Origin of the sequence: Limimaricola variabilis, assembly GCF_014195545.1 — a bacterium.
In the GTDB taxonomy this organism is placed as follows: domain Bacteria; phylum Pseudomonadota; class Alphaproteobacteria; order Rhodobacterales; family Rhodobacteraceae; genus Limimaricola; species Limimaricola variabilis.
Genome location: NZ_JACIBX010000016.1, coordinates 65549 through 77458, shown reverse-complemented (window position 1 = coordinate 77458; position 11910 = coordinate 65549). Strand labels below are relative to the sequence as shown.

General features: G+C 68.4%; 11 protein-coding genes and 1 pseudogene. 5 read left to right on the top strand and 7 right to left on the bottom strand.

Annotated elements, in window-relative coordinates:
* Positions 1 to 146: 146 nt before the first annotated feature.
* The 5 genes and pseudogenes from FHS00_RS15825 to FHS00_RS15805 form a co-directional block, all read right to left on the bottom strand.
* A pseudogene (locus FHS00_RS15825) lies at positions 147 to 920 on the bottom strand (pectate lyase family protein); the annotation flags it as partial.
* Between the two features lie 97 nt (positions 921 to 1017).
* Positions 1018 to 1764 carry an ABC transporter ATP-binding protein gene (locus tag FHS00_RS15820; RefSeq protein WP_183475065.1) on the bottom strand — a complete coding sequence of 249 codons (747 nt, stop codon included), beginning with the start codon at positions 1762 to 1764 and terminating at the stop codon, positions 1018 to 1020.
* Positions 1761 to 2606 (bottom strand): ABC transporter ATP-binding protein, encoded by an 846-nt coding sequence (locus tag FHS00_RS15815; RefSeq protein WP_183475064.1) that lies wholly within the window; start codon positions 2604 to 2606, stop codon positions 1761 to 1763. Before FHS00_RS15815 ends, FHS00_RS15820 begins: the two co-directional genes overlap by 4 nt.
* A 2-nt stretch (positions 2607 to 2608) precedes the next feature.
* Complete coding sequence (locus FHS00_RS15810) at positions 2609 to 3508, bottom strand: ABC transporter permease (protein ID WP_425486051.1); 900 nt, start codon at positions 3506 to 3508, stop codon at positions 2609 to 2611.
* A gap of 2 nt (positions 3509 to 3510) precedes the next feature.
* Positions 3511 to 4533: an ABC transporter permease gene (locus FHS00_RS15805; protein WP_183475062.1), complete on the bottom strand. Its 1023-nt coding sequence runs from the start codon at positions 4531 to 4533 to the stop codon at positions 3511 to 3513.
* Positions 4534 to 4773: 240 nt separating this feature from the next.
* Here FHS00_RS15805 and kdgD point away from each other — a divergent pair, with 240 nt between their 5' ends.
* From kdgD to FHS00_RS15780, 5 genes are read left to right on the top strand one after another with little or no spacing between them, the layout of a single operon-like run.
* The gene (gene kdgD, locus FHS00_RS15800) at positions 4774 to 5700 is read left to right on the top strand and encodes a 5-dehydro-4-deoxyglucarate dehydratase (protein WP_183475061.1); all 927 of its coding nucleotides are present in this window, start codon (positions 4774 to 4776) and stop codon (positions 5698 to 5700) included.
* A gap of 8 nt (positions 5701 to 5708) precedes the next feature.
* Positions 5709 to 6848 (top strand): mandelate racemase/muconate lactonizing enzyme family protein, encoded by a 1140-nt coding sequence (locus tag FHS00_RS15795; protein WP_183475060.1) that lies wholly within the window; start codon positions 5709 to 5711, stop codon positions 6846 to 6848.
* Positions 6845 to 7708, top strand: coding sequence for an amidohydrolase family protein (locus tag FHS00_RS15790; protein ID WP_183475059.1), 864 nt, complete (start codon positions 6845 to 6847; stop codon positions 7706 to 7708). The genes FHS00_RS15795 and FHS00_RS15790 overlap by 4 nt, the downstream gene beginning before the upstream one ends.
* Before the next feature lie 16 nt (positions 7709 to 7724).
* A complete protein-coding gene (locus tag FHS00_RS15785) occupies positions 7725 to 8630 on the top strand; it encodes a sugar kinase (protein ID WP_183475058.1) in 906 nt (301 codons plus the stop codon).
* Positions 8627 to 9256, top strand: a complete 630-nt coding sequence (locus tag FHS00_RS15780; protein WP_183475057.1) for an SGNH/GDSL hydrolase family protein — start codon at positions 8627 to 8629, stop codon at positions 9254 to 9256. Before FHS00_RS15785 ends, FHS00_RS15780 begins: the two co-directional genes overlap by 4 nt.
* Here the strand turns inward: FHS00_RS15780 and FHS00_RS15775 are convergent.
* Positions 9253 to 10323: a glycoside hydrolase family 88/105 protein gene (locus tag FHS00_RS15775; protein WP_183475056.1), complete on the bottom strand. Its 1071-nt coding sequence runs from the start codon at positions 10321 to 10323 to the stop codon at positions 9253 to 9255. The genes FHS00_RS15780 and FHS00_RS15775 overlap by 4 nt on opposite strands.
* Positions 10323 to 11873, bottom strand: a complete 1551-nt coding sequence (gene pglA / locus FHS00_RS15770) for a polygalacturonase PglA (RefSeq protein ID WP_183475055.1) — start codon at positions 11871 to 11873, stop codon at positions 10323 to 10325. The genes FHS00_RS15775 and pglA overlap by 1 nt, the downstream gene beginning before the upstream one ends.
* Positions 11874 to 11910: the final 37 nt, after the last annotated feature.

Below are 11910 nucleotides of genomic sequence, written 5' to 3'. Positions count from 1 at the left end.
AGCATCTTGGCCCGGAACACCTCGGCGGGGGTTCTCCATCCGAGGCATTTGCGCGGCGTAGCGTTCAGCCGGTCGCAGATCTCGCGGATGTCGTGATCAAAGAACCGGTTCGAGGTGAGCGAAACGAATGTTGCGCCGTTCTTAATATCGACCAGCCCGTCGTGATGCTGTTTCACCCGCCCGAATACCGGCGGCAACGCGTCGTCGAAACGGTCGCCGTCCGAGAATGCGGAATGGTCGATCCAGACGTTGGTGGTATCGTTTTCAATCGACACCAGATCGTATTCGGCGTTCCAGTTGCCCTGACTGCCATCAGTGGCGTCCCATTGCGGGAAATGGTCCCAACTGTCCTCGAAGGCCATGTTGCGGATGATGACGTTCTCGACGTCGGACAGCAGCAGCGTACCATGCCGCAGCGTCGCGCCAGGCAAACCGAACAACGTCTTGTTCGACCCCACCCGGATCACGCCATGCGCAGCCTGTCGCTGCTGCGACCTGCGGCGCGCCTCCTCCAGCGGACCCTCCGGCTCGGCCTCCCGGCCATAGACCTCCGGATCGTAGGCAGCAATATAGGCGGCCTCGTCATAATCCGGATCAGCGAACGCTGCGATGCCCTGCGGGCGCCCTTCGTCATCGGCGGTGAGATCGATCTCGCCATCGACGAAGATCAGGGCGGGTGCGTCGTTCGTACCGTTGGTGGCGTTGTCGCCGCCCAAGGCCGCTACCAGCTCGGCCCGGCTGGTCACGACGTGGACCTGCTCGGCCGACGCGGCCGGGCCGCCGGTAGTACCCGCCCCTTCCGTCGCCCAGCCCAGTGTCGCGGGGGTCGTGGCCAGCTTCACCCAAGCCGGGTCGAGCTCGGCAGCCTGCAGCACTCCGCCCCAACTGAAACCCGCCACCGCCAGAACCAATGGCTTCATGATATCCTCCCCTACACATGATATGATTCTTCTATATTCATATTACATGTAGGTACGACGACGATAGGCCGGGCTTGGGAAATCTCTCTCTCTGACCTCAGAGAGCCCGCTCATAGGTCAGGCTGGCACCGATCAACTCGCGTGCGTATGGAGCGTCTGCCTGATTGCTCGGGATCGCGTCCCTCGGCAGCACCTCGACGATCTCGCCCGCCTGCATCACCGCGAAGCGGTCACACATGTGGTCGATCACCGCGAGGTCGTGGCTGACCATCAGATAGGTGAAGCTCCGCTCTTCGCGCAGTCGCGCCAACAGGTTGAGGATCTCGGCTTGTACCGAGACGTCGAGCGCGGAGGTCGGCTCGTCGAGCAGCAGCACGGCCGGCTCCAAGATCAGCGCGCGCGCGATGGCAACGCGCTGGCGCTGACCGCCCGAAAGCTGGTGCGGGTAGCGGTCGAGAAAATCGGGCGGCAGGCCGACATCCTCCAGCGCCTGCGCCATTCGCGCTTCGCGGTCGTCCAGGCCATGGATCCGCAACGGCTCGCTCAGCACGCTGCGGATCGAGTGGCGCGGATGTAACGAGCCATACGGATCCTGGAACACCATCTGCAGGGTGCGACAACGCTCCATCAGCGGCATCTCACGCACCGGGACGCCGCCGATCCGGACCTCGCCCTGCCAGCTACTCAGCAACAAGGAGGCGCAGCGCAGCACCGTCGACTTTCCCGAGCCGCTCTCGCCCACCAGACCGAAGCACTCACCTGCCGCGACCTCGAAGCTGACCTCGGGAAGCACCGTCACCGATCCGAAGCGGATCGACATCTTCTCAACACTCAGCGCCTTCATGCCATCTCCTCCCGGTCCTCGTTCCACGCCGCCTCGCGCTGAAGCACCGGCAGCGGCGCCCGCTTGCCCCCGATACGCGGCTGCGCCGCGAGCAGGCCGCGCGTATAGGGGTGCTGCGCTCGATCGAGGTCTCGCGCCGCCAGCGTCTCCACCACCCGGCCGGCATACATGATCAGCACCCGGTCGCAGAAATTGCGCACGAGGTTGAGATCGTGGCTGATCATGATCAGACCGATGCCCTTCTCGCGCACCAGATCGTCGAGGATCTTCAACACCTGCAGCCGCACCGTGACGTCGAGCGCCGAGGTCGGCTCGTCGGCGATCACCAGGTCCGGATCGGTCAGCAGCATCATCGCGATCATGACCCGCTGGCCCATGCCGCCCGAGACCTCGTGCGGGTAGAGATCGTATACCCGTTCGGGATCACGGATCTGCACCGCCTCCAGCATTGCCAGTGCCCGCGCGCGGGCCTCGGCCCGGCTGCTGCGCACATGGGTGCGATAGGCCTCCTCGATCTGCAGGCCGCAGCGTCGGATCGGGTTCAGGGAGAACTTCGGATCTTGCAGGATCATGGACATTCGCGCGCCGCGAATCTTCAGCATCTGCCGCTCGGTGGCGGCGGTCAGGTCGACCTCCTCGAAGCGCATCCGCTCAGCGCTGACCTCGGCGCCGGGCAGCAGTCTCATCAGCGCCCGGCCAACGGTCGATTTGCCGGACCCGCTCTCGCCGACGATGCCGAGCCGCTCGCGGCCGAGCTGGAACGAAACACCTCGAACCGCAGGTTGGGCCGCGCCAGGGTAGCGCACGGTGAGACCTGCGACGTCGAGTATCGGGTGGGACATGATCATCTCCGGGTCATCTGCTTGGGATCGAGCGCGTCGCGCAGCCCGTCGCCCAAGAGGTTGAAGGCAAGGCTCACGCTCAGGATCGCGAGCCCAGGGAAGGTAACAAGCCACCAGCTGTCGATCATGTAGCGCCGTCCCGTGGCAATCATCGCGCCCCATTCGGGCAGGGGCGGCTGCGCGCCGAGGCCGAGAAACCCGAGGCCCGCGGCAGTCAGGATCACGGTGGCCATGTTCAGCGTCAGCCGGATCAGCACCGAGGGCAGGCACATTGGCACGATCGAACGCCAAATGATGCGTGCGTTCGATGCGCCCTGCAGCCGCGCGGCGGCGATGTAGTCGGCCTGGCGGAAGATCATGGTCTCGGCCCGCGCCAGCCGCGCGATCGGGGGCCAGGCAGTAAGAGAGATGGCGATGATCGCGTTGTTCAAACTCGGCCCCAGCGCGGCGACGAAGGCCATCGACAGGATCAACGAAGGAAAGGACAAGAAGATGTCGGTGACCCGCATCAGCACGGTGTCGGTGCGGCCGCCGAAGTACCCCGCCACGGTTCCGACCAGCAGGCCAATCGGCCCCACCACGATGGTCACAAGGAAGATGATGGTCAGGGTGATCCGGGCACCGAACAGAAGCCGGCTGTAAATGTCGCGGCCCAGCTCGTCCGTGCCGAAGAAATGCGCCGCTCCCGGCGGCTGCAGCGTCGTGGTCAAGTTCTGCGCGTAGGGGTCGTGGGTAGCCAGCAACGGCGCGAAGACCGCGGCGAGGATCAGCAAAGCCAGCACCAGCAGTCCGAAGGCCGAAGTCGGCGCCTTTGCGAGATAGACGAGAATGTTGCGGGCCGCGATCAGCCCCGGGCGCGGCCGGCGGCGCGGCGCGGGCCGGGCGCGGCTGGTGTCGGTCATGGTCATCGGGTCCTCGGGTCGAAGATGCGGTAGAGCAGGTCGGAAATCAGGTTCAGAGTGATGAAGATCAGGCCGACGATCAGCACGCAGGTCATCACCGCGTTCATGTCGCCAATCAGCAGGTTGGAGGTCAGGTACTGGCCGAAGCCGGGCCAGGCGAAGACCGTCTCGATCAGCACCGCCCCCTCCAGGAGCGCGCCGTAGGCCAGCGCCACGATGGTGACGAGTTGCACCCGGATGTTGCCGAAGGCGTGGCGCCAGATCGTCTGCCGCCGGCTCAGCCCCTTCACGCGGGCGGTGGTGATGTATTCCTGGTTCAGCTGGTCGAGCATGAAGCTGCGGGTCATCCGGGTGATATAGGCCGAGGAGGAGTAGCCCAGAAGCGAGGCCGGCAGCAGGATGTGGTTGATCGCGCTGCAAAACACGTCCCATTGCCCGGCCAGCGCACTGTCGATCAGCAGGAAATTGGTTCGCTCGGGCACCAGCCCGATGTAGAACTGGCTCATCCGGCCCGAACCGCCGACCCAGCCCAGCCCGGCATAGAACACCAGCAGCCCAATCATCCCGGTCCAGAAGATCGGCATCGAATGGCCCATCAGGCTGAAGACCCGTATCAGGTGGTCGGGCCAGCGGTCCTTGTGCACCGCGGCCAGCACCCCGAGCGGCACCCCGACCCCGGCACCGAAGACGATCGCGAAGGTGGCGAGCTCGATGGTGGCGGGCAGCACCCGCTTGACGTCGTCGAGCACCGGCTGGCCGGTGCGGATCGAGGTGCCGAAATCCAGCGTGGCGACGTCGCGCAGGTAGAACAGGAACTGCTGCCACATCGGCTTGTCGAGGCCGAGCCGCAGATAAGCGGCCTCGTAGACCTCGCGGGTTGCATCCTCGCCGACGATGGCACGCACCGGGTCGACCGGCATGATCCGCCCGATCACGAAGGTCAGGATCAGCAAGCCGAACAGGGTGACGAACACTGACCCCCCCTGCCCCGCGACCCTTTGCCAACTCCAAGTTCCCCCGCTCATCGTCCCTCCTCCGATAGCATGCCGCTAAATCTGTAATACATGTTGTTATACAGGACCGGTTGCTGTCAAGATCAAACCACCAGAAGCTTCGTTTCGATATCCGATGGGCGTCATCATGCGCCTCGCGAGCCAAATCGGCTTTTGCAGATCGCGAACTCTGATAATTCATCATACAAGTATTGACTAATACGCGTCATACTCATATTACGTATCGCATATTACACCAAGAAAGGCTTCGACATGGACCCGCAATTGCTGAAGACCAAGCTGGGCTCCGGCCTGCTGTCCTTCCCCGTTACCCATTTCGACGCCGAGGGCCGTTTCGCGCGCGGCAGCTACCAGCGCCATGTGAACTGGCTCTCGGGCTACGACGCGCCGGTGCTGTTCGCTGCAGGCGGTACCGGCGAATTTTTCTCGCTCGCCCCGAACGAGATCCCTGAAATCATCCGCGCCGCCAAGGAAAGCGCCGGCGACACCGCCATCGTCTCGGGCTGCGGCTACGGCACCGAGATCGCCAAGGGCATCGCCCGCGACGCCGAAAAGGCCGGGGCCGACGGCATCCTGCTCCTGCCCCACTACCTGATCGACGCGCCGCAGGAAGGGCTCGCCGCGCATGTGAAGGCGGTCTGCGACTCGGTCGGCATCGGCGTCATGGTCTACAACCGCGACAACGCGGTGCTGGCCCCCGACACGCTGGCCCGGCTGTGCGACCAGTGCCCCAACCTCGTGGGCTTCAAGGACGGTACCGGAGACATCGGAACTGTACGCCAAATCACCGCGACCATGGGCGACCGGCTGACCTATCTGGGCGGGATGCCGACCGCCGAACTGTTCGCCGAAGCCTATCTCGGCGCCGGTTTCACCACCTATTCCTCGGCGGTATTCAACTTCGTCCCTGCGTTGGCCAACCGGTTCTACACCGCCCTGCGCGAAGGCGACCGCACCACCTGCGAGACGATCCTCACCGAGTTCTTCTATCCCTTCATGGCGCTCAGGGCGCGCCGCAAGGGCTACGCCGTCTCGGCAATCAAGGCGGGCGTGCGGCTGGCGGGTTTCGAGGCCGGCCGGGTGCGGCCGCCGTTGGACGACCTGACCGCGGAGGAGGAAGATGTGCTGCGCCGGCTGATGGAGAACAGCGGCGCGATGAAGGACGCCGCCGCCGCATGAGGTCCGCCATGAAGATCGCCGAGATCCGCACCCACCTGCTGGAGCATCGCCTCGCGGTACCGTTCGAGAGCGCCTCGATGCGCTTCGACCGGCGCCAGCACCTGCTGGTCGAGGTGATCTGCGAGGACGGCACCACGGGCTGGGGCGAATGCCTCGGCCCAGCGGGCCCCAACGCCGCGATGATCCGTGCCTATGCGGGCTGGCTCAGGGGCATGGACGCGCTCGAGACCGAGAAGGTCTGGGCCGTGCTCTACAACGCGCTGCGCGACCAGGGCCAGCGCGGCATCTCGGTCACCGCGCTGTCGGGCATCGACATCGCGCTGTGGGACATCAAGGGCAAGCGCTTCGGCGCCTCGGTCGCGACGCTTCTGGGCGGACGGTTCCGCGAGAGCGTCCGCGCCTACGCCACCGGCAGCTTCCGCCGTGACGGGGTCGACCGGGTGTCGGACAACGCCGAGGAGATGGCCGGCCACGCTAGGGCGGGCTTCCACGCCGGCAAGATCAAGATCGGCTTCGGCGTCGAGGAGGACTTGAAGGTCATCGCCGCGGTGCGCGAGGCGATCGGTCCCGAGATGCGCCTGATGATCGACGCCAACCATGGCTACGACGTGATCGAGGCGGTGGAGCTGGGCCAGCGCGCCGCGAAGTTCGGCATCGACTGGTTCGAGGAACCGGTGGTGCCCGAACAGCTCGCCGCCTATCGCGAGGTCCGGGCGCGCCAGCCGATCCCTGTGGCGGGCGGCGAAACCTGGCACGGCCGCTGGAGCTTCCGCGAGCCGGTCGAGAGCCGAGCGATCGACATCGCCCAGCCCGATCTCTGCGGCGTCGGCGGCTTCACCGAGGCACGGCGGGTGGCCGATCTCTGCGGGCTGCACGGCATCCGCGTGGTACCGCATGTCTGGGGCACGGCGGTGCAGATCGCGGCGGCGCTGCAGTTCATGGCGGCGATGGTGCCGAGCCCGGTGCGCCGCGACCCGGTCGCGCCAATCCTCGAATTCGACCGCACCCACAACCCGTTTCGGCAGGCGGTGGTGACCATGCCGATCGAGCACGAGGCCGGCGTGGTGGCGATCCCCGACGGGCCCGGCCTCGGCATCGAGGTGAACCGCGAGGCGCTGACCCGCTACGCGCCGGAGGCGGAGGCATGAACTGGCGCAGGCTCGACGGCACACCGCCGCGCACCCGCCTGCCGCGGGGCGCGGTGGACACGCAGATGCACATGTACCTGCCGGGCTTCGCGGCCGCGGCCGGCGGCCCTGGCCTGCCGCCCGACCCGCTGCCCCGGCCGGACGACTACCGCCGGGTGATGCGCTGGCTCGGCATCGACCGGGTGGTCATCACCCAGGGCAACGCGCATGGCACCGACAATGCCAGCCTGCTCGCCTGCCTGTCGGAGATGGGCGACGTCGCGCGTGGCGTCGCCGTGATTACCCGCGACACGACGGAGGCGGAAATCGCGCGGCTATCGGAAGGCGGCTGCGTCGGCGCCCGGATCATGGACCTGCCCGGCGGCGCGGTCGGGCTCGAGGCGCTGGAGGGGGTCGAGGCGCGCGCGCATGACGCGGGCTGGATGATGGCGGTCCAGTTCGACGGCTCAGCCCTGCCCGATCTCGAGCCGCGCCTGGCGAAACTGCGACCGAACTGGTTGATCGACCACCACGCCAAGATCTTCGCCGGCGCGACGCCCGCGCATGTCGACGCCATCAAGCGCCTGCTCGATCGCGGCAATGTCTGGTTCAAGTTCGCCGGCTGCTACGAGAGCAGCCGCGACGGCGAGCCGGACTATCCCGACATCGCGGCCGTGGCGCGCGAGATCGGCCGCCACGCGCCGGAACGGATCGTCTGGGGCACCAACTGGCCGCACAACGCCGCGAAGACCGTCGCGGACTACCCCGACGATGCAGCGCTGCTCGACACCACGCTGGGCTGGCTGCCCAACGATGCCGCGCGCCACGCTGCTCTGGTGACTTCGCCGCAGGCGCTCTACGGTTTTCCGGCGCTGGAGTGACGGGAAGGAGTTCGGGATGCGATTGATCTGCGTGGGCGAATGCATGGTAGAGTTGTCGCCGGAAGGCCCGGACCTGCTGCGGCGCGGCTTCGCGGGCGACACCTTCAACACCGCTTGGCACGCGCGCCGGGCGCTCGGTTCCGACTGGCAGGTCGGCTATCTGAGCGCCGTCGGCACCGACCCGGTCTCGACCGAGATGCTGGGCTTCATGACCCGGGCGGGCATCGACACCGCTTACGTGGCGCGGCACCCGAAATGCGGACCGGGGCTCTACATGATCACGCTGAAGGATGGCGAGCGCAGCTTCACCTATTGGCGCGACGCCTCGGCCGCGCGAACGCTGGCCAACGACCCGGCCCGGCTCGACGCCGCGCTGTCGGGCGCGCAGACGGTGTTCCTGTCGGGCATCACCCTGGCGATCCTCTGCCCCGACGCCCGCGACCGGCTTTTCGCGGCGCTGGAGCGGGCGCGGGCTGCGGGAACATGGGTCGCCTTCGACCCCAACATCCGGCCGCGTCTTTGGATTTCCACGGACGAGATGCGCGCTGTCGTGATGCGCTTCGGCGCGATCGCCGATCTCTGCCTGCCGAGCTTCGAGGACGAGGCGGGGGTCTTCGGCGACGCCGACCTCGCCGCCACCGCGGCGCGTTACCGCGAGGCGGGCGCGGGCGAGCTGGTGGTCAAGAACGGCGGCGGCGCCATGCTGGCGGTGGCCTCGGACGGCGCCGCCCTGCCCTTCGATCCCGGCACGCCGGACCGGCCGGTCGACACCACGGGCGCCGGCGACAGCTTCAACGCGGGCTATCTCGCGGCGCGGCTGCAGGGCCAGGGCATCGAGGCGGCGCTGCGCGCCGGTCACGCGCTGGCGCGGCGGGTGATCGGCCATCGCGGCGCGCTGACGCCGGAAGGCGCCGAGGCATGAAATCGATCCTCGCCTTCGGCGACAGCCTCACATGGGGCCACGACCCGAGGGACGGGAGCCGCCACGCATATGATGACCGCTGGACCAGCGTGTTGGAGGCGGCGTTGGATGGCGCGGCGCGGCTGATCCCCGAGGGGCTGAACGGCCGCACCACCAGCTTCGACGACCATGCCGCGCCCTGCTGCCGCAACGGCGCCCGGGCGCTGCCGATGCTGCTGACCAGCCACATGCCGCTCGACCTCGTGATCGTGATGCTCGGCACCAACGACCTGAAGCCGCGCTTCGGCGGCCGCGCCGTCACGGCGCAGGAGGGGATGCGCCGGCTGGCCGAGATCGTGCGACTGCAGCCGACGAAACCCGAGGGCCACGTGCCAAGGCTGCTGATCGTCGCGCCGCCGCCCTGCGCGGCGATGACAGGCAGCGACCTGCCAGCGGGCGAACGTTCGGTCGCCGAGTCGCACCGCATCGCCCCGCTCTATCGGACACTGGCCGAAGAGCTGGACTGCGCGTTCTTCGACGCAGGCGCGGTGGCGCGGGCCGATCCGGCGGACGGGGTGCATCTCGATGCCGCGAACACGCGGGCCATCGGCGCGGCGCTGCTGCCGATGGTCCGCGCGCTGCTCTAGGCGGTGATCGGCAGCAGCGCCATCCGGCGTTCGGCCTCAGCCATCATCAGCGGACCCACACCCTTGGCGTCGTCAGCGACGATCCGCTCCGACAGGTAGTAGGCGGGCGTGCCGTCACGCTGCTGTCCCTCGAAGCCGCCCAGCCCGGCGACGCAGCAGATCCGCTCCAACCGCGCGCCCTCGCCCCGGTCCACGAGCCGCGTTTCGCGCAGCGCATCGAGCGCCTGCTGTCCGGCCGTGCCCCGCGGCGCGAGACCGAGCCGCGTGCCACGGATCAGCGCGTAGGCGAACATCGCCGAGGCGGAGCTTTCCTCGTAATTGCCCTCCAGATCCGGCATCGCCAGCACTTGTGGCCAGAGGCCGGAGGGCCGCTGCTGCCGCGCCACTGCACCGAGCAGGTCGCGCGTGGCCGGCTCGGGACCGCGCCCGGGCAGCAGCGCGCAGATGTCGATCAGCGCCATGGCGAGCCAGCCCACCGCCCGCGCCCAGACCGCCGGCGACAGCCCGGTGACCGGGTCGGCCCATCCCTGCGCCCGCGCCTCGTCGTAGCCGTGCACATACAGCCCCTCGGGTCCGCGCGTCAGGGTCAGCGCCGTCTCGACCTGCGCCAGCGCATCCTCGACCAGCTCGGGATGACCGCGCTCGAGGCCGTATTCGATCTGGAACGGCAGCCCCATGTAAAGCCCGTCGAGCCAGAGCTGCTGCGGGTAGCGCGCCTTGTGCCAGTAGTTGCCCGTCGCGATGCGCGGATGCCGCTGCAGCTGTATGGCCAGCCGGTCGGCGGCGGCCATGTAGCGCGGGTCTCCGGTCTCGCGCGAAAGATGGAACAGGCAACGCCCGGCAAGGATGTTGTCGATGTTGAACTCGGTTGGATCGTAACCCGCCAGCGCCCCGTCCGCTGCGATCTGCGGCCCGGTCAGCCTTGTAAGGTGGTCGAACCAGCGCGTTTCGCCCGTTACCTCGTGCAGCCGCACCAGCCCGCGATAGACGCAGCCGTCCTCGTAGCACCAGGCGCCGCCCTTGTAGTGCTCGTAGCGCGTGGCGAAGGCATCGAAATAGTCGAGCATCAGGGCGTCTCCTCGGTTTCTCGGGTCAGGGTGCCGTCGATCGGCAGCGCCGGTTCGGCGCGCAACTCGGCGTTCTCGATCAGCAGCCCCGCATGGCGCACCTTTCGCAGGTGGTCCGCCATGACCGGCGCTTCGGCGCAGGCCTCCTCGTCGAGGCTCTCGATCGTCACGTCGCGCAGCAGCACCGGGCCGAGGGGGCGCTCGGGCAGGCCCAGGAACGCCCCGGCCGCATGGGCCAGCCCCGCGATCTGCAGCCGCTCGACCGTGATCGCGCCAATACGCGGCGTGGTCTCGTCGACCGGCGCGGCCCCGCGCGACTGCACCCAGCCGTCATGGCCGTCGGCGTCGCAATGGTAGAAGGCGTTGGCGCTGATCGCGGTGGCGACGCCGGTCATCGACACGTCGCGCATGGTCACATTCTCGACCGCGCCGCCGCGGCCGCGCCGGGTCTTGAGCCTGAGCCCGCGATCGGTGCCCTCCATCTCGCAGGCCTCGACCACCACGTCCGACACCCCGCCCGACATCTCCGAGCCGATCACCACGCCGCCATGGCCGCGCTCCATGAGGCAGTGCCGGATCACGACGCCGCGCGTTTCGCGCAGGTGGTCGGCGGCGCCGGCCGGGCCGCGCTTGCCGGCCTTGATCGCGATGCAGTCGTCGCCGACGGAAAAGCGCGTGCCGCTGATAGCCACCTCGCGGCACATCTCGGGATTGAAGCCGTCGGTGTTGGGGCTGTCGTGCGGCGCGGAGATCGACAGATGCGCGGCGGTCAGCCGGTCGCAGCCTTGCGGGTGGATCGTCCAGGACGGCGCGTTGCGGATCGAAAAGCCCAGCAGCGTCACGTCGCGGCAGTCGATCAGGTGCAGGCCGCGCGGCCGCCGCGCGCCGTCGCGCGTCCCCTTCGGCCAAGCCCACCAGTCGCCGCGGTCGCCGCCGCCATCGAGCGCGCCGGGTCCGTCGATGGTCAGGTCCTGCGCGCCGACGGCATGCAGCGGCGCCGCGAAGCAATCGGCCGGCAGCCCTTCCCAGCTGCCGAGCATGGCGCCGCCCGTGCCACGCGCGGGCAGGATCGGCCAGCCGGCGCGGTCCGAGGGCGCGGAGAGCTCAGCGCCGGCGTCGAGCCACAGCGTGAGATGCGAGTGCAGCCGCACCGGGGCGCAAATCCAGCGCCCGGCGCCGAGGCGCAGCGTGCCGCCCTTAGGCGTTGCGGCGATGGCGGCCGAAAACGCGCGGGCATTGGCGGCCGCGTTCGCGGCTGTGTCGTCGAGACCGGGGCGCAGGCCGTGATCTGTCGCCTCGACCAGCCCGGCGCAGGGCCGGGTGCGGAAACCGGACCGGCCCAGTCCCTCCGCCTCGATTTCGAAGACGGTGTCCGGGGTGAGGCCGTGCAGCGCCAGCGGAACCGCGGCGGAGACGCCCTCGCGCAGCACCGCGCCGTTGGCGTCGCGCAGCCGCCACGGAAGGGGCGGGTCGAGGTGGAAGCGCGCGCCGGGGCGCGTCAGGCAAAGCGCCACCGATCGCGCGGAACGCGCGGCGAGTTGAATGCTCATATGATGATCCCGTGACAGAGGCCCCCGCGCCGAGCGC

What these genes read in the sequence shown, in the direction of transcription:
- FHS00_RS15820 (WP_183475065.1), bottom strand. Translation starts at nt 1,764, where the DNA reads ATGAAGGCGCTGAGTGTTGAGAAGATGTCGATCCGCTTCGGATCGGTG.
- FHS00_RS15815 (WP_183475064.1), bottom strand. Translation starts at nt 2,606, where the DNA reads ATGTCCCACCCGATACTCGACGTCGCAGGTCTCACCGTGCGCTACCCT.
- FHS00_RS15810 (WP_425486051.1), bottom strand. Translation starts at nt 3,508, where the DNA reads ATGACCGACACCAGCCGCGCCCGGCCCGCGCCGCGCCGCCGGCCGCGC.
- FHS00_RS15805 (WP_183475062.1), bottom strand. Translation starts at nt 4,533, where the DNA reads ATGAGCGGGGGAACTTGGAGTTGGCAAAGGGTCGCGGGGCAGGGGGGG.
- kdgD (WP_183475061.1), top strand. Translation starts at nt 4,774, where the DNA reads ATGGACCCGCAATTGCTGAAGACCAAGCTGGGCTCCGGCCTGCTGTCC.
- FHS00_RS15795 (WP_183475060.1), top strand. Translation starts at nt 5,709, where the DNA reads ATGAAGATCGCCGAGATCCGCACCCACCTGCTGGAGCATCGCCTCGCG.
- FHS00_RS15790 (WP_183475059.1), top strand. Translation starts at nt 6,845, where the DNA reads ATGAACTGGCGCAGGCTCGACGGCACACCGCCGCGCACCCGCCTGCCG.
- FHS00_RS15785 (WP_183475058.1), top strand. Translation starts at nt 7,725, where the DNA reads ATGCGATTGATCTGCGTGGGCGAATGCATGGTAGAGTTGTCGCCGGAA.
- FHS00_RS15780 (WP_183475057.1), top strand. Translation starts at nt 8,627, where the DNA reads ATGAAATCGATCCTCGCCTTCGGCGACAGCCTCACATGGGGCCACGAC.
- FHS00_RS15775 (WP_183475056.1), bottom strand. Translation starts at nt 10,323, where the DNA reads ATGCTCGACTATTTCGATGCCTTCGCCACGCGCTACGAGCACTACAAG.
- pglA (WP_183475055.1), bottom strand. Translation starts at nt 11,873, where the DNA reads ATGAGCATTCAACTCGCCGCGCGTTCCGCGCGATCGGTGGCGCTTTGC.